Origin of the sequence: Brevundimonas sp. MYb52 (assembly GCF_002979535.1) — a bacterium.
Classification (GTDB): domain Bacteria; phylum Pseudomonadota; class Alphaproteobacteria; order Caulobacterales; family Caulobacteraceae; genus Brevundimonas.
On sequence record NZ_PCPB01000022.1, the window covers coordinates 1 to 25,459 of the forward strand.

Consider the following 25,459-nt stretch of genomic DNA (forward strand, 5'->3'; position numbering starts at 1 on the left):
CAGGGTCTCGCTCTACGCCGCGCAGCGCCGCCTGACGTGGCCGTGACCTTCCGGGCGGCGCTGCGCGGCGTAGAGCGAGACCCTGCCACAGGCCGGCATCGCGCCCTGGTCAGCGACTCGTCGGGCGGCCTTTCGACAATCAACGAAGGCGGCGGCTTCGGCGACGGCTGGCGCCTCAAAGACATTTCGGCGGAAGCCGTAACCCTGGCCAAGGGACGTGAAACCCGCGTGATCCGGGTGTTCGGTTGAGTATCGAGGAGAATGGCATGACGAACCTGACTGCGGGTCCTTCCGCCTTCCCGCGCCCTGTCGCCGCCGTCCTGCGCCGCGCGGGCCTGCGCGCCGCCGTCTGCTTGGCGCCAATGGCCATGCTGGCCGGCTGCGCCGCCTTCCCCGAGATGACGACGATGGTGTCGCGCCCGGATGCTCGGGTCGAAAGCGCCTCGCAGGACGGACTGATCGGCGGCGGCGTCAACGTGGATCGCGGCGCCCGCGCCCAGGCCGGCGGCGCCACCCTGACCATTCCGGGCGCAGCCCCGCCCGCCGGCCCCGTGCGCCAGCCCGCCACACCGGAACAGATCGCCGCCCTGGTCTCGGACGAGATGGTGGAGGCCAATCTGTCGCCCCAGTCGATCCCCCAGTTCGCCGCCACGGTTTTCGGCGGTGTTCTGAAGGTGCCCTTCACCCTCGCGCCCGACGTCGCCACCCGCAATGAGGTCATGGCCGGCGGCAGCGGCGGCCCGATCAGCAAGCGCGCCCTGTTCAGCTTGACCCAGCAGGCGCTGAAGCAATACGGCGTCGAGGTCTATGTCGATGGCGGCTTCGTCACCGTGGGCGCCGCGTCCCAGGCTGGCGGCGGCCCCGAAATCAACCGCAGCCGCACGCCCTCAGCGACAGCAGGCCGGGTGGTGCAGTTCTATACGGTCCACACCATCGAGGTGAACGCCTTGCAGAGCCTCCTGCAAGACCTCTACCCCAATCTGCGCGGGGCCCGGATCACGCCCGACCCGCTCAACAACAGCCTCATCATCTCGGGCTCCGGTCGCGAGGTGGCTCAGGTCGTGCGTGCGTTGCGCGAGATCGATCAACCCCGCTTCGCCGGCGCCGAAGTGTTGCGCATCGAACCTTCTTTCTGGGCGACAGACGCCCTGGTCGGCGCACTGGAGCAGGTTCTCACGACCGAAGGCTATGTGGTGTCACGCCAGGCCATGGCCGGTCGCGCCCTGGTCATCCTGTCCTTCCCGACCGCCAACCAGATCCTGATCTTCGGACGCGATCCCGAGGTTCTGGCCCGCGCCCGCTTCTGGGCCGAAAATCTGGACCAGCCCGCCGCGCTCGGGGACAAGGCGTCCACCTTTGTCTACCAGGTCAAGAATACCGACGCGCAATCGCTCGGTCAGTTGGCCATGGGTCAGGCGCCGACAACGGCCCAGGCCCGACCGCCCGTCGGCGTTCCGGGTACGCCGCCGGCCCAGGCGAATGGCGGCGGTCTCGGCGCCCAGCAAGGCGGAATGCGTCAGCAGAACGGCGGCATGGGCGGCGGCAGCGGCCAGTTCTTGAACGGCCAGGTGCTGATCGACCCCAGCGGCAACCGCATCGTCTTCACCGGCACGGCCACCGAGTTCGCCCAGCTTCGCAGTCTTCTGACGACGCTGGACACGCCCGCGCCCCAGGTGGTGATCGAGGTCATGATCGCCGAAGTCACCCTGACCGACAACACCAGTCTGGGCGTCCAGTTGTTCGGCAAGGAGACCCACGGCGACGGCGTGCTGAGCGGTGGGACCGAAGGCATCAAGATCGGCGGCGGCGGCCTGTTGATGACGTTCACGGGCCCGGATCTCAGGGCCAGTCTCAACGCCCAGGCCTCGAACAACCGCGTCAACATCCTGCAACGGCCGCAGTTGGTCGCCCGCAGCGGCGGCACGGCCCGCTTCCAGGTCGGCACCGACGTGCCGATCATCACCTCGCAGCGCGCCACCAATACGCAGGTCGGCGGCGACAGCGACATCCTGCAAAGCGTTCAATACCGTCAGACCGGCGTCATTCTCGACCTGCAACCCGTGGTCTATGGCGACCGCGTCGACATCACGATCAGCCAAGAGATTTCCGAGGTCGGCAAGTCAACGAACGCCGCCATCGCCAGCCCGCCGATTCTGAATCGCAGCTTGACGACCCAGATCGCCATCACCGACGGCTGGACCGGCGTCCTGGGCGGCCTGATCAGCAACAACTATGCGAAGGTGAATGAAGGCATCCCCTTCCTGAAGGATGTCCCGCTGATCGGTTCGGCCTTCCAGAACAATTCGGTCAGCGGCGCGCGCACCGAACTGCTGATCCTGATCACCCCGCACGTCCTGCGTGGCGACGAGGACATGGCCGACTATGCCGACCGCTACGCCAGCGACATGAACGCCGCCTTCCGCACCGGTCGCGGTTGGTCCTATACGCTGACGCCCTTCAATGTCGGCTTTGGCGTGCGCGGCATCGGCTTCGACCTGCCGCAGTCGGGCCGCCCGTCGGACCGTCCGGGCGCCGAAGCTCAGGTCAGGGCGGTTACGCCCTCGCCTGCTCCGGTCGAGCCCGTGGCAGAGGCCGCTCCGCCACCCGCCGAACCCGCCGCCGACTAAGGCCTCAGCCTTCCTGAAGCCGTCGCCAGCCGACGCGATCGAAGACCAGGGGCGCGGGGGGCCGTCCCTGCGCCCGCTCAACGCCGACGGTCATCCGATAGAGCTGGACCTCGAAGGTCCCGTCTCCAACCGGAAAGCCAGCGTTGATACGGCGCTCGCTCTTGGGTTCGGCCGACCAGACCACCACGTCGCCGCCCGGCAGTTCAATCCGTCCCTGCGGCTGTTCCATCGGATTGAGATGACGCGTCAGGGCCAGGGCGTTTTCCTGAACCGCCACCTGCTCAACCGCCAGGGCCGCACGCTGTTGGCTGCGCGTCATCTGGATCTGCAGTTCGAAAATGGCCATCAGCGTCATCGAGGCGATAGCCAGCGCCACCAAGGCCTCGATCAGGCTGAAGCCGTCACGTCCCCTCGGGATCGCGCGCATCAGACCACGCCTTCGTAGACGCTCGACAAGGCCAGAACCAGGGACAGGGCCACAAAGCCGACCACGATGGAGATGATGCCGATGGCCATGGGCTCCAGGAGGGCCGTCATCCGTTTCATCCGATCGCGCAGCCGCGCCTCGTAGTTGTCGGCCATGAAGCCGAACATGGCGCCGATGGCCCCCGACTTCTGGCCCGCCCGCAGCAGGCTGAGGTCCATGGCTTCCAGCTTGGTGTGCGCGCCCAGCGAGGCGTCCAGCGTCATGCCCGCGCGCAGGTCGCTGTCCAGCAAGTCCAGTCCCTGACGGAAGGGCCCGATCGGCACCGCCGCTCGCGCCAGGGCCGCCGCCGACAGCAGGGGCACCCCGTTGTTGAGGGCGAACGCTGTCAGCCGCGCCCAGGATGCAACCTCGCGCGCCTGAATCACCGCGCCGACGACCGGCAGGCCATGGGCGACGGTATAGGCCCGCTCGCGAAACGCCTTGTTGGAGACAATGAAGACAACGGCCGCGATCAACAGGGCGGCGACGACGGCGACCACGCCCAGGTTGGCGTTGGCGAACTCGCCGGCTTCCAGCACCCAGCGCGACATAGCCGGGATGTTCTCGCGGTCGTCGCCGATCATGGTGGCGAAGCGCGGCACGACCTGGGTGAAGATGAAGCCGATGGCGGCCACCCCCGCAAACCCCAGGAAGCCCGGATAGGTCATGGCGTTGGCGAAGTCGCGTTGCAGCCGGTCCTCATAGGCCATCTGCTCGGCGGCCTCTTTCAGCACGTCGGCGATGCGGCCCGAGGCCTCGCCGACGCGGGCCATGGCGTAGACATAGTCGGGGAAGCCGGGGACATGCTCTTCCAGAGCGTCGCCCAGCGAATCGCCGCGTCGCAGGGCGCCGATGGCGGCCTGGAACTGGCGCTTGCCCTTGCGAGCCTGCATGCCCTGGGCGACGGTATCCAGGGCCTCCAGCAGCGAGACGCCCGCCTCCAGCATCAAGGCCATCTGGCGCAGCACCAGCACCCGTTCGCCCGTTTTCAGACCCCGCTCACGGCCCTCGGCCTTGGCGGCGGCGGCAGGCTTGATACGCACGACCGTCAGGCCGTCGGAGGCGAGACGGCGCATGGCCACGGCCTCGTCGGCGGCGCCGATCAGCCCCTTGACCATCCGCCCGTCGCGACCAGCGGCCTCATACTGGAAGGTCAGTTGATCGGTCATGCCGTTACAGGCGGGAAGAATAGGGCGCGGGCGGCGGGGTGCGTCAGACGACCATAGAGGGCCGGAGCCGGGTTGGCGGACTTGTAGGGACGGCCGACGACCTCGGCATATTCGCGAGCATAGATCTCGCCTAGCGACCGACCTTCTTCATTAACGCTGCGGCGAATGCCGCCCGCCTGGGTCGTCGCCCCATAGTGAAGCTGGTGGAAGGTCCCCTCGCCCACCAGCATGGTGAAGGCGTCGCCCGCCGCCTTGGTGGCCCGTTCAAAGAAATCGAAACTGGCTAAACCGCCGCCGAGACCGACAAAGCGTTCATCATAGCCGCCGATGTCCAGATACATCGCCTTGCTCATGATGAAGAAGGTGGTTTCAGGCGGGGCGGCCAGAACGCCATGACGATAGCTCTCGCCGAGGGCGCAAATCTCAAACAGGCGATGGCCGTCCTGCGGCCAGCCGATATTGGCCAGAAGCTGATCCTCGACCTCGCGGGTATAGCCCTCCACGACCGACACTTGCTGGACCTTGGGGCCGAGGTGGAATCCGAGCGTCGCGACAAAGGCTTCGGGCGCGACACGGGCCGCCTCAAGTGAAGCCTTGACCAGTCCCGGAGAAGCCATGCGGGCGCCGTCGATCACGACGCCGACCATATCTGCGCGGGCGGCCTGAACGCCCATATTGATCGCCCGACAGGGTGACACACCGCCGTCCTCGACGCGGATCACCTTGATGTCGGCGTCCAGATGAAACTGGTCGCGGCGCACCGGCTCAGCCGAGTTGTTGTCGACGACGATGATCTCGATGTCGCCCGGCGCCATGCCTTGCTGATAGGGGGGCGTCAGGGACAGGACCGTGCGCGGCAGCTCTCGCGCCATGTCAAACCCGACCACGACGATGGAAAGGCGCGGCGTCATCGCGCAGCCTCCGACAACTGCATCCAGAGGTCGGCGACCTCTGCCGGGGTCTCACTCCCGGCCTTCTGGTGGTTCAGCTCGGTGTCGCGGAAGGGCATGTGCCGCGCGGCGTCCAGTCCCAAACGGTGAGCGGCGTTCCGCACGCGAACCTCATAGTCCGGCGCATCGAAATCGATCACGTCGAACGCCATCAGATCACGCCACCGCAACAGGGCGCGGTTATAACCTGCCCAGATGGCGAAGCCGCGAGACTGCTCATAACCATTGCGAGCCGTCAGTGAGGCGGCCACCGCCACGGGATGGCGGATAGAACCGACGAGCCGCAGATCAGGCAGAACCTCCAACCAGCCGTCCAGCAGCACAGTCGCACGAGGGTCCTTGAACCCCCATGGCCGCGCCAGGACGTCGTAGTCCGCCAGCACCGCCTTCAGGTCAGCGCGTTCCTGCACCGTCCAGGCCACCGGCTCGGACGGGGGATTGTCCCAGCTGGCGCCGACCCGCGCCAGGACCGCGTCGTGCACCGGCCAGAAGCGCGGGTTCTCGCGATTGCCCTTTTTGTTATGGGGCGCGGAAGTGACGACGTCGCCCAGGCTCAGGCCCAGGTCCTCCAGGCAGCCGGCCAGACAGGATGTGCCCGACCGGTGCATGCCGATCACGGCGACAGGCGGCAGGCTCATTCCCCGGCTCCTGCGATGCGATAGACTTCCGACAAGGCCGTCTCGCCGCGCCGCGCTTTCAAGAATCCGTCATCTGCGAAGCTGAGGAAGCCTTCGCTGCGGGCGGCGACGGTCAACTGATCCTCGTCGGCAGAGGCGCGCATACCGGCGATGATGGCTGGCGACATGGGGGCCAACTCGTAGACGCCGACACGACCCCGGAAGCCGCTGCCGCCGCACTTGGCGCAACCGACAGGCTCGCGCCAGGCGGCGGGCTCGCGATCGGCGACGGCGCGCAGGTGGGCGGGAATGGCCAGTTCGTGGATCTCGGCCTCGGCGGCGGTCGAGGGGCGGGCGCAGTCGTCGCACAGACGCCGGATCAAACGCTGCCCCGCCACGCCGCGCATGACGTCGGCCAGCAGATAGTCCTCGATGCCCAGGTCCAGCAGACGCGGAATGGCGGCGAGGGCCGTGTTGGTGTGGACGGTCGAGATCACCATGTGGCCCGTCAATGCGGCCTGGACGGCGATTCGCGCTGTTTCGGGGTCGCGGATTTCGCCGATCATGATGACGTCGGGGTCCTGACGCAGGATGGAGCGCAGACCAGCGGCGAAGGTCAGGCCGATCTCGGCGCGCACGCGCACCTGAATCACGCCGGGCAGGTCCAGTTCGACCGGGTCCTCGACCGTGATGATCTTGCGCTCGCCGTCGTTCAGGTGGGTCAGCAGGCGATAGATGGTGGTGGTCTTGCCCGAGCCGGTCGGCCCAGTGATCAGGAAGACGCCGTTGGGATGTTCGGCCAGACGCAGGAAGCCCTCTTCCTGTTCGGCGCTGACGCCCAGTTCGGACAACTGCGGCAAACGGCTGGTCTTGCCCAGCAGACGCAGGACGATGGATTCGCCCCACGAGCAAGGCAGGGTCGAAACACGCAGGTCTACCTCCTGGCCCGAGACGCGGATCGACTGTCGCCCGTCCTGCGGCAGGCGGCGTTCGCCGATGTCCATGCCGCTGAGCAACTTGATGCGTGAGCAGACGGCGTCGAAATTCGAGCGCGGGGCGCTGCGGGCCGTGGTCAGCACCCCGTCGATCCGCATACGGACCAGAAAACGATCCTCGTAAGGCTCGACGTGAACGTCGGAGGCGCGACGCGTCAGGGCCTCGGCGAAGACGGCGTTGACGAAGTCGATGGTCGGCGCTTCCTGCGCCAGTTCGCGCAGACGGGCGGCGTCGGCTCCGGCTCCACCGACACCGGCATCCAGCGCGGGCGCGTGGTCGCGACTGAGGTCTTCGGTCAGAGCCTCGATCAGCGAGCGTTGGGCCAGCAGGAAAACGACAGGCTCCGCCGTGGCCTGGGCGATCCGCTCGGCCAGCGCGGGGTCTAGCGGCTGGACAGCGGCGCAGAGGACGCGCGATGCGCCGTCCTCGCCGTCGCGCCACGCCACGGCCTCGCGCTCGGCCCACCAGGCGAGCGGCGCACCGATTTCATCGAGAAAAGCCGAGACGAGATCGGGCGCCGGGCCGTCTTCGGCCGCCAGAACAGGCAGATCCAGTTGTTCGGAAAGGACATCGAGAAGCTGGGCTTCGGACAGGGCGCCCAGGCGCACCAGGTTGAGGCCGATCAATCCGCCGTTCTGCGCCTGCAGCGACAGGGCGTTGGCGATGTCGGCGGGGCGCACCAGACCGCGCTCGACCAGCACCTCACCTAGCCGGTCTCTCTTCGCGTTCGCAGGCGAAAGATCGTTGTTCGAGGACAATGCAGCTTGGGTCACGCGATACGCTGTAACCATTCGACAGACCAACGTCCATCTATCAGGTTTTTTCAAACGTCGATCTTCGATCGACGCTTTTCCCTAGGATTTCAGACAAAAGAAAAGGGAGGGCCGAAGCCCTCCCTTCCCCAGTTCAGGAATGAACCTGGACTTAGTTGCCAGCGAGCGACTGCTCGAAGCTCGCACCGTCGCGCGTGTTGCGCATCTTGGCGGTGAAGCCAGCCGTCGACGAGTTGATCGTCACTTGGACGTCGCCGCGGGTGAAGTCGCCGAAGGCGCCCACCAGTTGAGCGCTGGTGATTTGCAGATCGGCGCCGGCCGGCACGACGCCGGCGTTGTAGACGGCCGAGCTGGCGACCGGGGTGGCGACGCCGCCCACGACCTTGACAGCGTTCAGCAGGCGAACCGTGACAGCGCCCGATTCAGCCGAGTTGCTGTTCGAGATACGGATCACGCTGGTGGCGGCGCCGGTGCCCGAAACCCACGGAGCCGTGAAGTTGGTGCCTTCCAGGGTGACCGAACCCGCGTCAACCGCCGACGACGACGGCACGGTGAAGCCCGTCTTGGCGACCGGTGCCCAGGTCAGGCGGTAGGTGCCGAGACGGAAGGCGCCTTCACCCGTGTCGTTCTCGATGCTCAGCGTCGAGGCGCCGGCAGCGAAGACCGCAGCGTCGCCGGCGTTCAGCTCGAACAGAGCCGAGTTGGCTTCCGGAGCCGTGCCAGCCACGCCCAGACCGTCGACCGAGACAATGATGTCGTCATTGATGATCGGACCGCGCACGGTGATGGCGGCGCCGTCCAGAACGTCAGCGGCGACGACCGGGGTGCCCGACAGCGACTGGTAGAAGGTGCCGGCGTTCACGACCGCGAAGTCTTCAGCCAGGTCTTGCGAGGTCGAACCGGCCAGGGTGTCGTAGTCAGGCAGGTCGGCTTGCCAGGTGTAGGTGTCGCCAACCGACAGGGCCTTGAACAGCGAGGCGTATTCAACGGCGGTCACGGCCGGAGCGGTGTCGACGGTGATGTTGGTGGCGCCGATGACGGCCACGACCTTGTTGGCGACGGTGATCGAAGCCTTGGCCGATTGCGTGATGGTGGCGTTCAGGCTCAGCGTCGAAACTTCAGCGCCGTCAGCGACGGTGACCAGGAAGACCACTTCGCCGTTGTTGTTGCTGATCAGCGACGACGTGACGTTTCCGTCGGGAGCGTTGACGTTGGCGGCGGTCAGGGTCGGCGACGTGACCGTCGCGCCCGTGACGGTGAAGGTCACCAGGTGATCGCGCTGAGCGCCGGCGCCCACGGTGATCGGCAGGTCCAGAGCGTTCGTCGCAACGATCGTGCCCGTGATCGTAGCCGACGCGCTGACGGTGCGCTCGTTGGCGACCTTGTAGGTCGTGGTGTCGTTGAAGGCCTGGCCGCCAACGGTGCCGCTGATCTCACCAGCGGTGGCGGCGCCGGCGACGGCGAGAACGGCTACCGAAGCGGCAGCGAGGAAGAGCTTCTTAGTCATGTGGATCTTGATTCCCCAGGAAAACCGGATGTGGACGAGCCAACGAATGAACGCCTTTCGGCCACAGTTCACACCCCGACTGGAATATGGCTGCGCCCACGGCAAACTGCTTCTAGCGCGCTCGGATTTCAGCGGTCAAGCACAAAGACATTCCGTCCCAACGTTATCCGACCGAGAAAAACATCACGTTTGCATTAACTTATGAGTAAAGCATTTGAGCTCGCACGTTCTTCGCTCCACAATTTTCGCAACGGAGCCGCCCACAACAACAAGCTGCGCCATTCTGCTTTTCGCCGCATAGATGACGACGCTTTGGCAACCTTGCGTCCCAATGACATAAGCGCGGCGGGCTGATTTCAGTGATTCGCCGCCCGTTCACCCCAGCGCCCCAGCCTTGGAACGCCCCGCAACCGCTACACCCAAAGAGCTTGACGTGAATCTGGTCCAATTCCTGATCGCCGGGGTACAGAAATGCGGCACCTCGGCACTAGACGCCTACCTGCGCCGCCATCCCGCGCTGGAGATGGCCTCCCCCAAGGAAACCCACTTCTTCGACAGAGAAACGGGGGTCGACTGGCGTGCGCCCGACTATGAGCGACTGCACGCTCACTACGCCTTGCCGGATCGCATGCGCGGCGAGGCCACGCCTGTCACCCTGTACTGGACCCCCGCCCACTATCGCGTGCTGCGCTACAACCCCGACATGAGGTTCATCCTCCTGTTTCGCGACCCGGTGGAGCGGGCCTGGTCCCACTGGAAGATGAACCGCGCCAACGGCTGGGAGCCGTTGCCGTTTTCCGAGGCCATTCGCGCGGGCCGACTGCGGGTGCTGGACGAGCAAGGGCCGTCCGGCTTGTCGCGGCGATTGAGTTACGTCGAGCGCGGCTTTTACGCCCGCCAGATCACGGAGCTGACCAAGCTGTTTCCGCGCGAGCACATGGTGTTCCTGAGCCAGAATGAGCTCGATCGATCGCCCGACGTCGCCCTGGGCAGGGTGGCCGCCTTCCTCGGCGTTGATCCGTTGGCGCCAGCCACGCCTGAACGCGTAAACATGTCTCGCTGGACCGAGCCAGACACCCTATCTGACGAAGATCGCACCTATCTGGAGCAGTTGTATGCATCCGATCAGGTGGCTTTTCGCGAGATCACCGGCTTGGACCTTTGACCCTCCTTCGCCGAGAAGAGCATTGTGAGATGCGCTCCCCCTTGCTACCGCCCGGGCTATGAACGGTCGACCCATCAGCGCCCGAGCCACCCCCGCCCTGCCCGTCTATGATCCGGACAAGCTGCTGGTGTCGGTGCACATTCCGAAAACTGCGGGGACCAGCCTGGCCCAAGCGCTGGAGACCTGGTTCGGAGATCGTCTGCGTCGGCACTATCGTAACCTGGCCCTGCCCGTCAGCGCGGCCGACGACGGGGACTGGGACGAGGCCGGCGTCTGCGTCCACGGCCACTTCCAGCCCAACGAACCGGGCCGCGTCAGGGACCATTTCCCCCAGGCGGATCAGTTCATCACAGTGATGCGCGACCCGTTCCAACGCATGATCTCGCTGTGGCGCTTTCTCAACGCCATGCAACAGGGCGGCGAAGTTGTTCCCGTGCTGGCGGACAACCCCACCTTCGACCGGTGGTTCGCCTGGCAGCGCGAGCGGGCCGAAAGCAATCCGATCACACGGGTTCTGGCTCAGCTTCCCGATCCCGTCGCGCCCGCAATGATCGAGACCGTATTCGATCACGGCTTCGTCGCCGTCGGCGTCAGCGAACGGTTCGGCGACACGCTGCGCGTATTCGCACATGCCCTCGGAAAGCCTGTCGCGGACGAGGTCCATGTGAATCGAACCCGCTTCAACGACGACACGGACTACCGATCCTATCGTTCCGCCCACGAGCAGGCCTTTGCGCTGGAGTACGAGGCCTACGCCCTGGCGGAGCAACGTCTGGAGCGGCAGCTTAGGGCGATTAGCGACTAAGCCAACCGGCGCAGCCTCACGACATGGCGTCGATGGACTGAGGCGATTGCCCTGCCGGGAACTGCCGGGCTACACCTGACAATGACGCCCCTAGCCTTGATCGCACGCCCAGACAGGACGACGACGCATGACGACCGCTCAATTACTGAAGACTCGACGGTTCGGCGACAGTCGCGGCTGGTTTTCGGAAACCTACTCCGAGTCCTCACTGGCGAAGGCGGGCATCCTCGACAGATTCGTCCAGGACAATCACTCCTACTCGGCCTTGCCCGGGACTATTCGCGGACTTCATTTTCAGACGCCGCCCTATGCGCAGGCGAAGCTGGTTCGTTGCACGCGCGGCTCGATCATGGATTACGCCGTCGATGTCCGAAAAGGCTCGCCTACCTATGGCAAGTGGGTTTCCGCCCTGCTGTCGAGTGAAAACGGCTCCCAGCTCTACGTGCCCGTCGGTTTCGCTCACGCCTTTGTCACGCTCGAGCCTGACACCGAGGTGATGTATAAGGTTTCAGCCGTATATGCGCCGGAATGCGATGGCGGACTGATCTGGAACGACACCGACATCGGGATCGACTGGCCGCTCCCGGCGACGGGTCCGGTCCTTTCGGACAAGGACCAGAAACTGCCCACGCTGGCCGAATTTGATAGTCCGTTTGACTATGATGGCGTGCCTCTTGCGGCGCTTTCGGACTAAGCCGCACAGCGGCATGATGCAGCGGCCTTACCGACGGAGAAATTAATTTGCGCATTCTGGTTACGGGCGGAGCCGGATTTATCGGCTCGGCTCTGGTTCGTCGGTTGATCGAGCACACGGACCACGAGGTTCTGGTCTACGACAAGCTGACCTATGCAGGCGTGCTCAGCTCTCTTGAGCCGGCGGCCTCCAACCCACGCTATCAGTTCGTTCAAGCCGACATCACGGATGCAGAGGCCGTCGGCAAAGCCCTGGCCGATTTCAAGCCGCAGGTGATCGCGCACTTGGCGGCCGAAAGCCATGTTGACCGCTCGATCGACGGCCCAGGCGAGTTCGTGCAAACCAATGTGGTCGGCACGTTCGTCATGCTGCAGCAGGCGCTTGGCTACTATCGCGGCCTTGACGACGACGCCAAGACCGCCTTCCGGTTCCACCACATCTCGACCGATGAGGTGTTCGGGTCATTGGGCGACGAAGGTTTCTTCACGGAAACCACCGCCTATGATCCCCGCTCCCCTTATTCGGCATCGAAGGCGTCTTCGGATCATCTCGTTCGCGCCTGGGGACATACCTACGGCCTGCCCGTTCTGGTCACCAACTGCTCAAACAACTACGGCCCGTATCACTTCCCGGAAAAACTGATCCCGCTGATCATAATTCGCGCCCTGAACGGCGAGCCTTTGCCCGTCTACGGCGACGGGACCAATGTGCGCGACTGGCTCTTCGTGGATGACCACGCCCGCGCCTTGCAAGCCGTGTTCGAGCACGGAACGCCGGGCGAGACCTACAACGTCGGCGGCGACGCCGAACGCCAGAACATAGAGGTGGTGCGCGCCATCTGTGCCGTTCTGGATAGTGAGCGCCCCCGGGGCGACGGCGGCCAATACGCAGACCTGATCACCTTCGTCGCGGACCGCCCCGGCCACGACCAGCGCTACGCTATCGACGCGTCGAAGATCCGACAGGAGCTGGGATGGAAGCCGAGCAAGACATTTGAAGAAGGGATTGGCCTGACAGTCCGATGGTACCTCGACAATCCGGAATGGTGGCAAACCATTCTGGCCAATCGCTACGCCACCGAGCGCCTTGGCAAAGCCCATGCCTGAGACTGAACAACCGCGCTCCATCCTGATCACCGGCGGTGCAGGACAGGTGGGGCTGGAGTTGCTTGCGGCCGATTGGCCGGATCATATCGCCCTTCACGCCCCTACCCGCGCCGAGCTGGATCTGAGCGATGCTAAGGCGGTGGCCCGGCTGTTCTCCTCCCGCAACTATGCTGCGGTCATCAACTCGGGCGCTTATACCGCCGTCGATCGAGCCGAAAGCGAGGTGGCGGCAGCCTTCTCCGCCAATACCATGGGACCTGCGCTACTGGCTGACGCTACCCGGGCAGCGGGTATTCCATTGATCCACGTGTCGACTGACTATGTCTTCAATGGAGCGAGCGCCGGGGAGTATGAAGAAGACGGAACCGTAGAGCCGCTTGGTGTCTACGGGGCATCAAAGCTGGCCGGCGAACTTGCGGTTCTGAGGGGCAATCCTCGCTCCGCAGTGCTGCGGACCGCCTGGGTCGTAAGCCCGCACCGGGCGAATTTCGTCAAGACCATGCTGCGGCTGGCGACCGAGCGGACCAGCCTGCGTGTCGTGGGCGATCAGCACGGAAGTCCCACCTCAGCCCGGGACATCGCCGAAGCGTTGAAGACAATCACCCTACGCATGATTGAGGATGAAGCCGCACCGCGCGGCGTTTTCCATTTCGTCAACGCCGGCGGCACAACCTGGGCTGGGTTGGCGCGCGAGGTGCTGGCGCTAAGCGGGGCCCGCGGCGGCCCTACAGCCGAAGTCGAGAACATCACGACGGCAGAGTATCCCACCCCCGCACGTCGCCCGGCCAATTCCAGATTGTCCACGCTGAGAATCCAGCGTGAGTACGGCGTTATTCCCAGGCCGTGGCAGGCTGCTGTTTCTGAAATCGTGGACCAACTGTCCGCAAGGGAGTCCTGAACATGAAGGGTATCATCCTGGCTGGCGGCTCCGGCACGCGACTGCATCCGATGACGATGGTCACATCGAAACAACTGATGCCCGTCTACGATAAGCCGATGATCTATTATCCGCTGTCGACGCTGATGCTGGCGGGCATTCGAGAAGTCCTGATCATATCCACGCCGCGGGATACGCCGTCGTATCAGGCGCTTCTCGGGGACGGATCGCGCTGGGGCATGGACATTCAATATGCCGTGCAACCCAGCCCCGACGGCCTGGCGCAAGCCTATATCATCGGCGCGGACTTTGTAGGCGATGAGCCTTCGGCGCTCATTCTGGGCGACAACATCTATTATGGCCACGGCATCAATGACTTGTTCGTCAGCGCCATGTCACGTCCGGAGGGCGCGACGGTGTTCGCCTATCACGTCAACGACCCCGAACGATATGGAGTGGTTGATTTCGACAGGTCCATGAGAGCCCTGTCCATCGAGGAAAAACCGGCCAATCCACGGTCCAATTGGGCTGTGACCGGTCTTTATTTCTACGACAAGGATGTCGTGGATATTGCCGCCAACCTGAAGCCTTCCGCGCGCGGCGAGTTGGAGATCACCGACGTCAACCGCATTTACCTGGAACGCGGAAAGCTTTCCGTCGAGATCATGGGGCGCGGCTTCGCCTGGCTGGACACCGGCACGCCCGACAGCCTGCTGGAGGCCGCCGAATTTGTTCGCACGCTCGAAAAGCGCCAAGGCTTCAAGATTGCCTGCCCTGAAGAAATCGCTTTCGATCGCGGCTTCATCGACGCCAACCAGTTGGAACGGATTTCGCAAGATTTCGGGAAAGGCGCCTATGGCGATTATCTGCGCAGCGTCCTTACAAAGCGCTAGGTGCCGGGGCTTGGACGGCTCGGGGCTCCCTCGTGAAAGCGGTCCCTGCCGACCGCCCCTCCCCGCTGCCGCCGCTGGACCTATGCACCCCTCCGTTCTGAAGGTGGATTTGTGAAAGCCTCCAAGTGGCTCGCGCGCGCTTATCGCAAGGTTTCTGGCCGCCCGCCTCGCCGCCCCGCTCCGCCATCCACGGAGGAGGCTGCAAAGGCTGCAGCGGAAGCAGGTGACACCGCTCGAGACCGGCAAGACTGGCAGGTCGCCGCCGAAAACTACGGACTGTCGTTAGTCCTAGCTCCCGCCAACCTGCCTATTCGCATTCAGTTGGGGCATGTGCTGAAGGAAGCTGGACGTTGGTCCGAGGCCGCGGCGACCTATCGCCTCGCCTGCGCGGCCGATCCGGCGAACGCCGAACTACGCCTGCACCTCGGTCATGTGCTCAAGATGCAGGAGCATCGAGAGGAAGCCATCGAGGTCTATCTGGAAGCCCTCGACATTGATCCCGGCCTGAAACTCGCACGCGGCGAGCTAATCGCCATGGGCGCGCGCGACTTTCTCCCAAAGGGGCAATACGGACGCCCAGCGATGTCCGCGAGCCTGGCACGGATCAGCGGCCTCCTGGATCAGAATCTGGAGGCTATTCGAGAATGGCTTACCGTATCGACCTACCCTGTCGAAGCCTATCACAACTTCCGATCGACCTTTCCTGTATCGCCCCCTCCGGCGGCCCATGGCTCCAGCCTCGTCGTGGTGATCGATGCGATCGACGTAAATCCTGATCTTCTCCGACTGTCGCTTGCCAGTCTCATAGACCAAAGGGATTGCAACTGGACCGCCGTCGTCCGCGTCTCGGCCAGCCAGCACGACCACCCGGTCGCCAGCTATGCCTGTCAGGATGACCGGATCGTCTTTGTCAGCAGCGGTTCTGAGGCTCCCGCGGCTGCGCTGAACTCAGATCTGGTGTTGCTGACGGAAGCAGGCTGCCGCCTTGACCACGAAGCCGTGGGGTGGCTGCGCTACGCTGCAGAGCGCACGACCACTGACGTGATCTATGCTGATCACGACCACCATACTCATGACTGGCGGCGCGGCGCCGCCTACAGCCGACCTGCGCTTCACTCCATGCCTGACGCCCATGATCAGGCGAACACGCCCGATCCGCCGTTATGTCTGCTCGTCCGCCCTGGCGCGCGATCCCTGATGGCCGCCGCCTTTGGTGAGACCAGCGGCAGCGAACGACGCCGGGCAATCCTGGTGAACGCCCTCAAGAGCGGCCAGCCGGTCGCTCATCTGCCGCGCATTCTCAGCAGCAAGCGCATTTCCGATACAGGATCGATGATCGCTGAATCATCGCCCCACAAAGCTGTACGGCGTCACGGAAATGACCAGAGAATACTGGTCATCATCCCCACCCGTGATCAAGCTGATATTCTGAGGACATGCCTCGACAGCTTGAAGTCAACGCTATCTAATCCGCGTTCTGTTGATGTATTGGTCCTCGACAATCGTAGCTCCGAGGTGGACGCCCTGGATCTCCTTTCCGAACGCGTTCGGAACGGAGACATCGAAGTCATGCAACTGGATGAGCCCTTCAACTGGGGACGCTTCAACAATCTTGCCGCAACTGGACGCGGGCACGACATACTTGTCTTCGCCAACAATGATCTCGAGTTTCTGACCCCAGGATGGGACAATATCGTTCGTGAGAGCCTGTCCGATGAAGCAGCAGGGATCACTGGCGCCAGGCTCCTCTATCCTGACCTTACGGTTCAGCACGCGGGCATAGCCATGGGGGTCAATCAAGGTCGACCCGGTCACGAAGGCCTCGGCGCAGACACGGGCGCAGGAGGCCCCATGAATCGTTGGCGCCGCTCGCGCCAAGCGTCCGCTGTGACCGGCGCCTTGATGGCGGTGAAGCGGCAGGCTTTTGAAGCGGTCGGCGGCTTCGATGAACGCCTGGCGGTCGCCTATAATGATGTCGACTTGTGCCTGAGCGTGCGAGAGGCGGGCTTCAGCGTCCTTTACGAACCGGAACTTGAAGCGATCCACCACGAGTCGAGAACGCGCGGCCGACACGTCGATGACGCCCGCATCGCATGGGACGATGGCGAACTCACCGACATGTATGAGAAATGGGGTGAGGCGATGCTGCAGGAACCCGGCAAGAATCCACACTGGGTTTCTGCGGACACGCGGACACACGACGGCTATCGCGACTTAAGCCTGAGCGAGGTTCTCAGCCACCTGGATCGCAGTGCTGTCATTAATCCCTGGGCCGCCATCCGCCGGCATCGAGGCTAGATCAGCGCCGAGGGCTGCCGATCGACCGCGACAGGTGGATCGGCAGACGCCGCCTAATGGCTGAGCTACTTGGCAAGCGCCTCCAAAGGCTTTCGGTAGCGCTCTTCTATAATCTGGCGGATCGCGTCCGCATGCCGTCGATCCGCGACTTCAAGCACCATCTCTCGCGACTCGATGCCCGAACGGAGTTGCGCCTCGCGAGAAAGGCCGGTCCAGACGCCGCCAGCGTGCTGATGATAGATGCTCATCGCCTGCTTTATGAACCCGATAGGGCCGAAGCTTTCGAAGAAGAACGCCATCGCGATCTCATTGAACCGTTCACGGAATAAGCGATCCGGTAACTTCCGCACCAGGTCCGTTTTCAGCATACAGGACGAGAAGTTGGCGATCAGATTCATCGAGGGGTCGGCCAGAAAATCCTCGCCGCGCAGCTTGTCCGTCGTCAGCGTCTTCTGGCGATCAAGAAATGAATCCTGGCCGCTCGGCAGTTGCCTGACCTTGATCATCGAGAAGACCATCGAGCAATCCGGGTTGCTCAGCAGAAAGTCCTTCTGCTTCTCGAGCTTCGTCGGATCTGTCCAGAGATCGTCCCCTTCGAGAATGGCGATAAAGTCACCCGAGGCGGCCTCGAAAAGGCGGCGGAAGTTGCCGGAAATGCCGACATTGGACTCCTCGCTGATGTCGCGCACCAGCATCGGGTAGCGCTTCCGCCATTCCTGGATCTTGGCGCGCGTCCCGTCCGTCGATCCGTCCGACGAAACCAGGATTTCGTGTGAGAACTCACCAAGCTGTTCGACGATGCTGCCAATTGCCGCGTCGATATAGCCTTCCTGATTATAGGTCGGCACGATGGTGGAGATACGGGTCATCGGCTGCTCAATCGCTTCATCGTCTGCGAGACGCCCTCGACGGAAACGCCTTCGCCAAGCCCAACCTCCGTGATTTCGCCATCCATCGACACAATGGCCACCCGGTTGGATTCGTCCTGCCAAAGCGCCAATCCAAGCAGGCGTTCAAGTCCGTGTTCCACGGCTCCATCGCGCAAGAAGGTCGAGCTGTAACCCTCCGAGTCGCACATCATGCGAGCCGCTTTCAGCAGGAGTTGCGGACGTATCCAGAACATGGTGCCGGCTACAAAGGCCCAGTCCTTGTCAAGGTGATGAGAGAGACCGATCTTCTTCGCCAGAACTTCAAGCTGCTCCATACTGGGCGGGATCGTGTTGCGCGCGCCATGTTTGTAGAAATCCGCGCTACAGGCCATGATCATCTTTTCATCGGCCCTGAACCGCTCGACGATATCGTCGACCAATTCACTCGACCCCAGCACGGGGTCGAGCAGCCCCTTGCGCCAGGCATCGCCCCAGGGCTCAACGTCGCGCTTGGTATGGATCTTCAGAACCAGCTCATAGGCTTTGAAGGTCGAGATCAGCTCGAGGAAGGGAGCGATGTCCGCGCCGAGATTGGGATAGAAGAAGATCCGAACATTCGGGAAGGCTTGGCGTATGAGCGCGAGCGACTCATGCTGTTCATCGAGCGACGTCGATACGAAGAGATCGAAATCGACACGTATATTGCCTAGATATTCAATGCATTCCAGCACCCGGTCCGGGTGATAGACATGCAACAGCACGGCAATCCGATACGACGACGCATCACGGATTCTGTCCGGTTCGACGATTAGGGGGCGCGATTTCGACCGCACCTGGTGTTGAAGCGCAGCGACGGCGTCCCGATCGACATGCTCCTTGTTGGTGATGCGCTCGCTGGAGCCGTCGTAATAATCAACGCCCACATAGGGGAGGCCCGTGACCCTGGTCCCCGCGGCGACGCGCAGGATAAGATCCCAGTCCACCAGGCGCCGCAGGCTCTCATCGAACCGGAATTCGCGGAACGGCCCGGCCCAGCGCATGAAGAAGCAGTTGAGATCGATGAAGTTCTCACGCAAGCAGGACTCGTAGTCAAAATCCGCATACAGGATGAACTTGGTTTGCTGGGCATCATCCTGCACGTTCGCCGCGCAATAGCCGGCAGACGACTGCGTTTCAACAGCGTGCTTCAGCAGGAATTCGATCAGGCGATCCTTCCAGACATTGTCCGAGTCGAGGAAGAACAGCCATTCTCCGGTGGCCATGTCGAGGCCGGTGTTCCTTGCCCCGGACACACCCTTGCCGCGTCGATTGGAGGTGTAGATGATCCGGGGGTCCGCAAACGCCTTGACCACTTCAGCGGTCTCGTCCGTGCTGGCGTCGTCCACAATGATCAGTTCGAAATTGGCGTGGGTCTGCGCCAGAGCCGAGCGAATGGCCGCCCCAATCATTCCCGCACGATTGTAAGTCGGCATAATGATCGAGACCTTGTCCGCCGCGAAGGGACTGGGCAGTACTTCTAGGCGACGCAGAGTTTTGTCATGATCGGACCAAGCCCACTCGCGATTATGGGCTGTAACGATCCGTCTGCATTCCTGCCGCTCGTCAGATCCCCCCTCTTCCTGAACAGGATAGATTATCCGGCTCTCATTTACGCCACTTTTTAGGTAATGCAGAAGCGGATTTACCCCCGCTACTTTCACATCCCAGTTTGACTGAAGGTACCTCGGCACACTGAAAGCAGGCGATGGACTCCGCCCCAAGCGATGGCCAATCCAGAGGAAATGTCCCACCGGATCAACCCCCATCATCTTCACATCCTGATAGCGCTCCATGTACCACTCGGCGTCGAAGAACGAGGAGGCCTTCACCAACGCCACATCCGAAGCCGACACGGACTTGATCTTCTTCATTTTGTCACATCTCGGTTGCTTGATGATATTTTACAGAAAATGCGAATTCGCAAACATCCAAACCAAGACTTAAGAATGAATTATGCATATAAAATCTTGCGAGGCATAAAAATCATTAGAAAATTAATACTGAAATCGCTTACGCAGGTCGGTCGATCATTTTCAATGAATGTCTGATATTTCGCGAATATCTTGCCATTAACTTCTTAAATCCTACGCGCTTCAATTGCTCGTTTTTCTGCGACAGGATGGTTATTCTTTCGTTCGACTGCTGCAGCTCCCTTCGCCATTCTTCTTGCTGAGCCTGAATATCGAGCAAAATTTGGCTAACCTTCGCAATTTCTTCAAACCGTTCTTCGACGTTCTTTTCAAGAACGCGGATTTGATTGTCACGAGTGCGCAAGTTCTCCTGCAAGCGCCCTAAATCTTCCTCGCGTTCGTCCTCAAGCTTCTTCATCTCGGCCTGCAAGGCCGCGTGCGCCTGCGCCAATCTGCCGTTTTCTTCGAACCACTCCTCCGCCTCGAGGCCTCGCTGCCTCAATGCGCCCTCAAGTTCGGTGAGTCTCGCCGCCTGTTGCGCCTCTCGCTCCACCCCCGCCTTGCGTTCGTGCTCCAGTTCGGTCGCCAGACGGCTCTTCTCTTCCGCGAAGATCGCCGCTCTCTGCTCGAGTTCAGCGAGTTTCGCGGTCTGCTCCGCCGCTCGCTCCGCGCCCGCCTTGCGGTCGCGTTCCAGCTCGGCGGTCAGACGGGTCGTCTCCCCTTCGAAGACCTCGACCTTCTGCTCGAGTTCGGCGATCTTCGTCACTCTTTCCGCGCCCGCCTTGCGGTCGCGTTCCAGTTCTGTCGCCAGACCGAGCTTCTCATCCTGGAGAAGCTGCGCCCTCTGCTCGACGACCTTCAGCGCGCTCGCCAATTCCTTTCCGGCGTCAAGAGCCCGCACGAAGGGCGCGACCTGATCCAGAGCGCCGTCCATCCGACTGCGTAGCGCGTCCAGGGCATCATGATCCGACGACTTGCCCGCACCGCCCGCCCAACTCTCGAGGATCTGGAACGTCTCGCGCACGACATCGGCGACCTGAGCGGACCGGCGCACATCTTCCGGCGCTCGCTGCTGGTGGCGAAGGCTATCGGTCAGGAAGTCGTCGATCTGCTGACGGACCTTGCCGGTATTGCGATGGAAGGTCAGGCCGAGCGCCTGCTCCATCTGCGGGATCTGCGCGCGCCAGTCCTCAAGCAGGGCCTTGTAATTGGTAAAGACACGCGTCCGACCGCGTGTCGCCGCCTCGGCGTCGAGTACATGGCGAAGCCAGATCAGCAGCCCGAGTTCAATCGGAATCCCGTCCCGCCTTTGCAGGGACTGAGCGGTCTCAAGCGGATTCCGGTGGGTATGGATATACAAGGGCTCATAGCCGGCGCGACTGAAGGCCTCGGACCAAAAGCCGACGAAACGGCAAATCCGCGGATCTTTCAGAAGAGGAAGCCTGGCAGCGGAAAATTCGTCCTGCAGCACCTGCACGGCTTCGGACATGAGGCTCTCGAAGACCTGAGCGGTGGTCCCCCCCAAATCCAACGGCGAAAGATCCTTCCAGTCAGACCCGAGCGCATTCAGAAGCCTGTCGTTGAAGGCCATCACGCGCAGGGATTCGAAATAGCCTTCGGCATTGCCCTCGCCTGCAGGCATCAAGGTCTTGGGAAGGTCCCCCCCCAGATGGCTGAGCACTCCCGACAACGCCGACGTCCCGGAGCGATGCGGCCCCAGAACCATAAGGCAGACCGGCTTCTGGACCGGCTTTTCTCGCGAACTTTTCATCTTATCCATAGCTTCTAGTCCATCCGACATTGGCCAGATGGTCGATTTAAGGCTCGTCTCGTTGTCGCTGGCGCGCCAGGTTACCCGTTCATTCTCGTTTCGTCCCCCGAACAAACGGGCGGTTGGCCTCAAAAGCAGCGCTTGGACAGTTTCCTGGACGTCTGCGGATCGATCCGCCCCGCCGAAGCGCGCGCTTTGCACGGTCCGCGCCAAAACCGCAGCCTTTCCCGACCAGCATTCCGCGAGGGCGGTTTTGCCTCCCTTTTTGAGCAGAGACAACAGCACGCTACGGGGCAATCTGCGAGATTTACGAGCTGTCCTTGCTTCCCGGTCATCACAGAGACGGTGATCCGCGTCGGCACATCCCATTTCATAGCAAAAGACAACTCGATCTGCTGCGATGCCCTTCTATACGCAGGCAACCGGCAACAAAATTTGCCAACGAGGAATCGTAAAGCTGTATGGCGATACGAACAGCAGGCGAGAATCAAATGCCCGAATCGATCAACATTCCAGACAAGCCCATCATGCCTGCGGCGGCAGTCGCACGGCTTGAACGCGCCCTGGCTCAGTCCGAATGCTATCTGGAATACGGGTCCGGAGGCTCGACCTCCATGGCCAATCGACTCGGCGTGCCCGTGTCCATCAGCGTGGAAAGCGACAAGGCCTGGCTCGAAACGCTGAAGGCCGGGCTCATTCTCACGCCAAGCGTCCGACGCATTTTCCTCCATGCGGACATCGGTCCTACCCGTGAATGGGGACATCCCGTGGACGAGTCAAAGTGGCGAGCATGGCACGAATACCCGCTCGGAGCGTGGCGCGCCTGCCGGGCCGAATCTCTCGATCCAGACGTCGTGTTGATTGACGGTCGTTTCCGAAAAGCCTGCTTCTACGCGACGCTGATTTTCGGCCGTCCCGGCGCAACCATCCTCTTCGACGACTATGAGAACAGGCCATTCTATCGAGACGTGGAGGATTTTGTCCGACCGTCCGCCATGTATGATCGCCTGGCCGAATTCACCGTCCCCAACATAGCCGACAAGAATAGCTTGTGGCTGGCCTTCGCGGACGCCGTCACAGATCAGCGCTAGGGTTTGCCTGGCGTTCTGCGCCAGCCGCTCTAGCGGGTTCTTGCTCGTGGGCGCGACAGACGGGTTTCATCGTGACTCGCGCGCCCTTCGCCGCTATCGAGCGGCCATTATGAAAGAGACTGAACGGCAATCCGAGGAACGCAGCTGGGAGACGGCGAAGACGCTCGCCGAGGCCCTGCCCTATATCCAGGTTTACGACCGCGAGACCGTGGTCATCAAATACGGCGGCCACGCCATGGGCGAGAGCGCCGTGGCCAAACAGTTCGCCGCCGATGTGGTGCTGTTGAAGCTGATGGGCGTGAACCCCGTGGTGGTCCACGGCGGCGGTCCTCAGATCAGCGCCATGCTGGACAAGGCAGGCGTCAAATCCGCCTTCGTCGACGGCCTGCGCGTGACGGACAAGGACACCATGCAGGTGGCCGAGATGGTCCTGTCCGGCGCCGTCAACAAGGAGATCGCTCACTGGATCACCGTCGCCGGCAAGGAAGCCGACGTGCGCGGCGTCGGCCTGTCGGGCAAGGACGCCGGTCTGCTGACGGTCGAGAAGACCAAGCGCACCAAGCGCGACCCCGACAGCATGATCGAGCACGAGGTAGATCTGGGCTTTGTCGGCGAGCCGACCAAGGTCGATCCCAAGCTGATCAAGGGCCTGATCGCCTCGGAGACCGAGGACTGGGTCCCCGTCATCGCCCCCATCGGCGTGGCGGAAGACGGCATGACCTATAACGTCAACGCCGACACCGTGGCCGGCGCCGTCGCCGGGTCGCTGGGCGCCAAGCGGATGCTGTTGCTGACAGACGTGGCCGGCGTCAAGGGCGCGGACGGCGAGATCATCCGCCAGATGAACCTCGAAGAGGCCCAAGCCCTGATCGACACCGGCGTCGCCAACGGCGGCATGATCCCCAAGCTGGAGACGGCCATGGCCGCCGTCCGCGCGGGCGTCGAGGCCGTGGTCATCCTGGACGGACGTCGCCCTCACGCCATGCTGGTCGAGCTGTTCACCGAGTTCGGCGCCGGCACCCTGGTGAAGGCGCAGTGACTGTCACGCCGCTGGCGGCGACCACCGAAATCGGCGCCGACCTGCGCCACGTCCGCTCCTGGGTGTTCGACCTCGACAACACCCTCTACCCGCCGGAAAGCCAGTTCCTGAAACAGGTCGAACAGCGCATCAACCACTATGTGGTGCGCACGTCGGGGCTGGAATCGGCCGAGGCCCTGGCGATGCAGCGCGGCTATCTGCACGACTACGGCACCTCCCTGGCCGGGCTGATGCTGCACTACGAAATCGATCCGCACGACTTCCTGGCCGAGGTCCACGACGTGCCGCTGGACGTGCTGAGCCCCGATCCCGGCCTGCACGCGGCGCTGGAACGGCTGAGCGGCCCGCGCCTGATCTTCACCAATGGCTCCATCGGCCACGCTCGCCGGGTGATGGAGAAGCTGGAACTGACGCGTTTCTTTGACGGGGTCTTCGCCCTGGAAGACGCCGACCTGATCCCCAAGCCGGACCCGCGCACCTTCGACAAGATGTTGGCCCGGTTCGGCGTCGATCCGACCACCGCCTGCTTCTTCGAGGACACGCCCAAGAATCTGGAGCCGGCGCACGCCATCGGCATGACCACGGTTCTGGTCGGCCCCAAGGCCTTCACGGCCGAGGGCGAGCATATCCAACACCGGGCCGCCAGCGTCGGCCCCTTCCTGACCACCGCCATGCTGGACGGAGATCCGCAATGACCGACCTGACCCATCTGGAATCCGTCATCGAAGCCGCCTGGGAAGCCCGCGCCGAGGTTTCCGCCGCCACGCGCGGCGAGGTCCGCGACGCCGTCGACACCGCCCTGGCTTTGCTGGACGCGGGGCAAGCCCGCGTCGCTACGCGCGGCGAGGACGGCGTCTGGACCACCCATCAATGGCTGAAGAAGGCGGTGCTGCTGTCCTTCCGCCTGAACGACAACATCATCATGCGCGCGGGCCACGCTCCGACCCTGCCCCTGTCGGCCGACCACCCGGCCGCCGTCGGTCCCTTCTGGGACAAGGTGCCCAACAAGTTCGGCGACTGGAGCGCCGCCGACTATCAGGCGGCCGGCTTCCGCTCGGTGCCGGGCGCCATCGTCCGTCGCGGCGCGCACATCGCGAAAAACGTCGTGCTGATGCCGTCCTTCGTGAACATCGGCGCCTTCGTCGATGAGGGCTCGATGGTCGACGCCTGGGCCACGGTCGGGTCGTGCGCCCAGATCGGCAAGAACGTCCACCTGTCGGGCGGCGCCGGCATCGGCGGCGTGCTGGAGCCGCTGCAGGCCAACCCGACCATCATCGAGGACGGCTGCTTCATCGGCGCCCGCGCCGAGGTGGCCGAGGGCGTCATCGTCCGTGAAGGCGCGGTCCTGGCCATGGGCGTCTATCTGTCGGGCTCGACCAAGATCGTCGACCGCGCCACGGGCGAGATATTCCGCGGCGAGGTTCCGGCCTATTCGGTCGTGGTGCCGGGTGCCCTGCCCGATCCGAACGGCGGCCCGTCGCTCTATTGCGCCGTCATCGTCAAGCGCGTCGACGCCCAGACTCGCGCCAAGACCGGCGTCAACGAACTGCTGCGCGACTAGGCCGCAACCGGAAAATTGCTCCGCACATCCCCTGAAACGGGCTCGCCAAGGCTGCAAACTATGGCCTAATGAGCCTTGAACTCGGGGGAGGCGAAAAGTGGCATTCAGGCATCTGCGCGGCGTGGCGGTTTCGGTCGGTCTGGTCTGCCTCTCGGCCTTTCCCTTGGCGGCATGCGGCGGGGGAGGCGGCGGCGGAGGGAACGGCGGCGGCGGCGGGGTGGTGACGCCGCCGCCTC

General features: G+C 63.2%; 22 protein-coding genes. 13 read left to right on the plus strand and 9 right to left on the minus strand.

Annotated features, from left to right (window positions below):
- A partial coding sequence (locus CQ039_RS15815) for a hypothetical protein (protein ID WP_233194712.1) occupies positions 1 to 249 on the plus strand: 249 nt, incomplete at its 5' end.
- Positions 250 to 266: 17 nt separating this feature from the next.
- Complete coding sequence (locus CQ039_RS15820; RefSeq protein ID WP_105564884.1) at positions 267 to 2,627, plus strand: secretin N-terminal domain-containing protein; 2,361 nt, start codon at positions 267 to 269, stop codon at positions 2,625 to 2,627.
- Between the two features lie 4 nt (positions 2,628 to 2,631).
- Here the strand turns inward: CQ039_RS15820 and CQ039_RS15825 are convergent, their stop codons facing one another.
- From CQ039_RS15825 to CQ039_RS15850, 6 genes are all read right to left on the minus strand, one after another.
- Positions 2,632 to 3,054 carry a prepilin-type N-terminal cleavage/methylation domain-containing protein gene (locus CQ039_RS15825; RefSeq protein ID WP_105564885.1) on the minus strand — a complete coding sequence of 141 codons (423 nt, stop codon included), beginning with the start codon at positions 3,052 to 3,054 and terminating at the stop codon, positions 2,632 to 2,634.
- Positions 3,054 to 4,262, minus strand: a complete 1,209-nt coding sequence (locus tag CQ039_RS15830; protein WP_105564886.1) for a type II secretion system F family protein — start codon at positions 4,260 to 4,262, stop codon at positions 3,054 to 3,056. Before CQ039_RS15830 ends, CQ039_RS15825 begins: the two co-directional genes overlap by 1 nt.
- A complete protein-coding gene (locus CQ039_RS15835; protein ID WP_105564887.1) occupies positions 4,259 to 5,173 on the minus strand; it encodes a glycosyltransferase family A protein in 915 nt (304 codons plus the stop codon). Before CQ039_RS15835 ends, CQ039_RS15830 begins: the two co-directional genes overlap by 4 nt.
- The gene (locus tag CQ039_RS15840) at positions 5,170 to 5,850 is read right to left on the minus strand and encodes a sulfotransferase family protein (RefSeq protein ID WP_105564888.1); all 681 of its coding nucleotides are present in this window, start codon (positions 5,848 to 5,850) and stop codon (positions 5,170 to 5,172) included. Before CQ039_RS15840 ends, CQ039_RS15835 begins: the two co-directional genes overlap by 4 nt.
- A complete protein-coding gene (locus CQ039_RS15845) occupies positions 5,847 to 7,526 on the minus strand; it encodes a GspE/PulE family protein (RefSeq protein ID WP_158256025.1) in 1,680 nt (559 codons plus the stop codon). Before CQ039_RS15845 ends, CQ039_RS15840 begins: the two co-directional genes overlap by 4 nt.
- Positions 7,527 to 7,749: 223 nt before the next feature.
- On the minus strand, positions 7,750 to 9,105 hold the full coding sequence (locus tag CQ039_RS15850; protein ID WP_105564890.1) for a hypothetical protein: 1,356 nt from the start codon (positions 9,103 to 9,105) through the stop codon (positions 7,750 to 7,752).
- 433 nt (positions 9,106 to 9,538) lie between these two features.
- Here CQ039_RS15850 and CQ039_RS15855 point away from each other — a divergent pair, with 433 nt between their 5' ends.
- The 7 genes from CQ039_RS15855 (at position 9,539) to CQ039_RS15885 (ending at position 16,943) form a co-directional block, all read left to right on the plus strand.
- Positions 9,539 to 10,270: a sulfotransferase domain-containing protein gene (locus CQ039_RS15855; protein ID WP_105564891.1), complete on the plus strand. Its 732-nt coding sequence runs from the start codon at positions 9,539 to 9,541 to the stop codon at positions 10,268 to 10,270.
- A gap of 58 nt (positions 10,271 to 10,328) precedes the next feature.
- Complete coding sequence (locus CQ039_RS15860; RefSeq protein ID WP_105564892.1) at positions 10,329 to 11,075, plus strand: sulfotransferase family 2 domain-containing protein; 747 nt, start codon at positions 10,329 to 10,331, stop codon at positions 11,073 to 11,075.
- Positions 11,076 to 11,202: 127 nt separating this feature from the next.
- On the plus strand, positions 11,203 to 11,769 hold the full coding sequence (gene rfbC / locus CQ039_RS15865; RefSeq protein ID WP_105564893.1) for a dTDP-4-dehydrorhamnose 3,5-epimerase: 567 nt from the start codon (positions 11,203 to 11,205) through the stop codon (positions 11,767 to 11,769).
- A gap of 47 nt (positions 11,770 to 11,816) precedes the next feature.
- Complete coding sequence (gene rfbB, locus CQ039_RS15870; RefSeq protein ID WP_105564894.1) at positions 11,817 to 12,875, plus strand: dTDP-glucose 4,6-dehydratase; 1,059 nt, start codon at positions 11,817 to 11,819, stop codon at positions 12,873 to 12,875.
- Entirely contained in the window at positions 12,868 to 13,773 is a 906-nt protein-coding gene (gene rfbD / locus CQ039_RS15875; RefSeq protein ID WP_105564895.1) for a dTDP-4-dehydrorhamnose reductase, read from the plus strand. Before rfbB ends, rfbD begins: the two co-directional genes overlap by 8 nt.
- 2 nt (positions 13,774 to 13,775) lie before the next feature.
- Complete coding sequence (gene rfbA, locus CQ039_RS15880; protein ID WP_105564896.1) at positions 13,776 to 14,645, plus strand: glucose-1-phosphate thymidylyltransferase RfbA; 870 nt, start codon at positions 13,776 to 13,778, stop codon at positions 14,643 to 14,645.
- 111 nt (positions 14,646 to 14,756) lie between these two features.
- Entirely contained in the window at positions 14,757 to 16,943 is a 2,187-nt protein-coding gene (locus CQ039_RS15885; RefSeq protein WP_146112138.1) for a tetratricopeptide repeat protein, read from the plus strand.
- 65 nt (positions 16,944 to 17,008) lie between these two features.
- Here CQ039_RS15885 and CQ039_RS15890 read toward each other — a convergent pair whose 3' ends face one another.
- From CQ039_RS15890 to CQ039_RS15900, 3 genes are all read right to left on the minus strand, one after another.
- Entirely contained in the window at positions 17,009 to 17,812 is an 804-nt protein-coding gene (locus CQ039_RS15890; protein ID WP_105564898.1) for a glycosyltransferase family A protein, read from the minus strand.
- Complete coding sequence (locus CQ039_RS15895; RefSeq protein ID WP_105564899.1) at positions 17,809 to 19,722, minus strand: glycosyltransferase; 1,914 nt, start codon at positions 19,720 to 19,722, stop codon at positions 17,809 to 17,811. Before CQ039_RS15895 ends, CQ039_RS15890 begins: the two co-directional genes overlap by 4 nt.
- A 139-nt stretch (positions 19,723 to 19,861) precedes the next feature.
- The gene (locus CQ039_RS15900; RefSeq protein WP_146112139.1) at positions 19,862 to 21,817 is read right to left on the minus strand and encodes a hypothetical protein; all 1,956 of its coding nucleotides are present in this window, start codon (positions 21,815 to 21,817) and stop codon (positions 19,862 to 19,864) included.
- Positions 21,818 to 22,023: 206 nt separating this feature from the next.
- Here CQ039_RS15900 and CQ039_RS15905 point away from each other — a divergent pair, with 206 nt between their 5' ends.
- From CQ039_RS15905 to dapD, 4 genes are all read left to right on the plus strand, one after another.
- Positions 22,024 to 22,623, plus strand: coding sequence for a hypothetical protein (locus CQ039_RS15905; RefSeq protein ID WP_105565019.1), 600 nt, complete (start codon positions 22,024 to 22,026; stop codon positions 22,621 to 22,623).
- Positions 22,624 to 22,732: 109 nt separating this feature from the next.
- A complete protein-coding gene (gene argB / locus CQ039_RS15910; RefSeq protein WP_105565018.1) occupies positions 22,733 to 23,662 on the plus strand; it encodes an acetylglutamate kinase in 930 nt (309 codons plus the stop codon).
- The gene (locus tag CQ039_RS15915; protein WP_105565017.1) at positions 23,659 to 24,357 is read left to right on the plus strand and encodes a pyrimidine 5'-nucleotidase; all 699 of its coding nucleotides are present in this window, start codon (positions 23,659 to 23,661) and stop codon (positions 24,355 to 24,357) included. Before argB ends, CQ039_RS15915 begins: the two co-directional genes overlap by 4 nt.
- Positions 24,354 to 25,223: a 2,3,4,5-tetrahydropyridine-2,6-dicarboxylate N-succinyltransferase gene (gene dapD / locus CQ039_RS15920; RefSeq protein ID WP_105565016.1), complete on the plus strand. Its 870-nt coding sequence runs from the start codon at positions 24,354 to 24,356 to the stop codon at positions 25,221 to 25,223. Before CQ039_RS15915 ends, dapD begins: the two co-directional genes overlap by 4 nt.
- The last annotated feature ends 236 nt before the right edge of the window (positions 25,224 to 25,459 follow it).

Coding starts and splice junctions, on each gene's coding strand:
- CQ039_RS15820 (WP_105564884.1), top strand. CDS start 267: ATGACGAACCTGACTGCGGGTCCTTCCGCCTTCCCGCGCCCTGTCGCC.
- CQ039_RS15825 (WP_105564885.1), bottom strand. CDS start 3,054: ATGCGCGCGATCCCGAGGGGACGTGACGGCTTCAGCCTGATCGAGGCC.
- CQ039_RS15830 (WP_105564886.1), bottom strand. CDS start 4,262: ATGACCGATCAACTGACCTTCCAGTATGAGGCCGCTGGTCGCGACGGG.
- CQ039_RS15835 (WP_105564887.1), bottom strand. CDS start 5,173: ATGACGCCGCGCCTTTCCATCGTCGTGGTCGGGTTTGACATGGCGCGA.
- CQ039_RS15840 (WP_105564888.1), bottom strand. CDS start 5,850: ATGAGCCTGCCGCCTGTCGCCGTGATCGGCATGCACCGGTCGGGCACA.
- CQ039_RS15850 (WP_105564890.1), bottom strand. CDS start 9,105: ATGACTAAGAAGCTCTTCCTCGCTGCCGCTTCGGTAGCCGTTCTCGCC.
- CQ039_RS15860 (WP_105564892.1), top strand. CDS start 10,329: ATGAACGGTCGACCCATCAGCGCCCGAGCCACCCCCGCCCTGCCCGTC.
- rfbC (WP_105564893.1), top strand. CDS start 11,203: ATGACGACCGCTCAATTACTGAAGACTCGACGGTTCGGCGACAGTCGC.
- rfbD (WP_105564895.1), top strand. CDS start 12,868: ATGCCTGAGACTGAACAACCGCGCTCCATCCTGATCACCGGCGGTGCA.
- rfbA (WP_105564896.1), top strand. CDS start 13,776: ATGAAGGGTATCATCCTGGCTGGCGGCTCCGGCACGCGACTGCATCCG.
- CQ039_RS15890 (WP_105564898.1), bottom strand. CDS start 17,812: ATGACCCGTATCTCCACCATCGTGCCGACCTATAATCAGGAAGGCTAT.
- CQ039_RS15895 (WP_105564899.1), bottom strand. CDS start 19,722: ATGAAGAAGATCAAGTCCGTGTCGGCTTCGGATGTGGCGTTGGTGAAG.
- CQ039_RS15905 (WP_105565019.1), top strand. CDS start 22,024: ATGCCCGAATCGATCAACATTCCAGACAAGCCCATCATGCCTGCGGCG.
- argB (WP_105565018.1), top strand. CDS start 22,733: ATGAAAGAGACTGAACGGCAATCCGAGGAACGCAGCTGGGAGACGGCG.
- dapD (WP_105565016.1), top strand. CDS start 24,354: ATGACCGACCTGACCCATCTGGAATCCGTCATCGAAGCCGCCTGGGAA.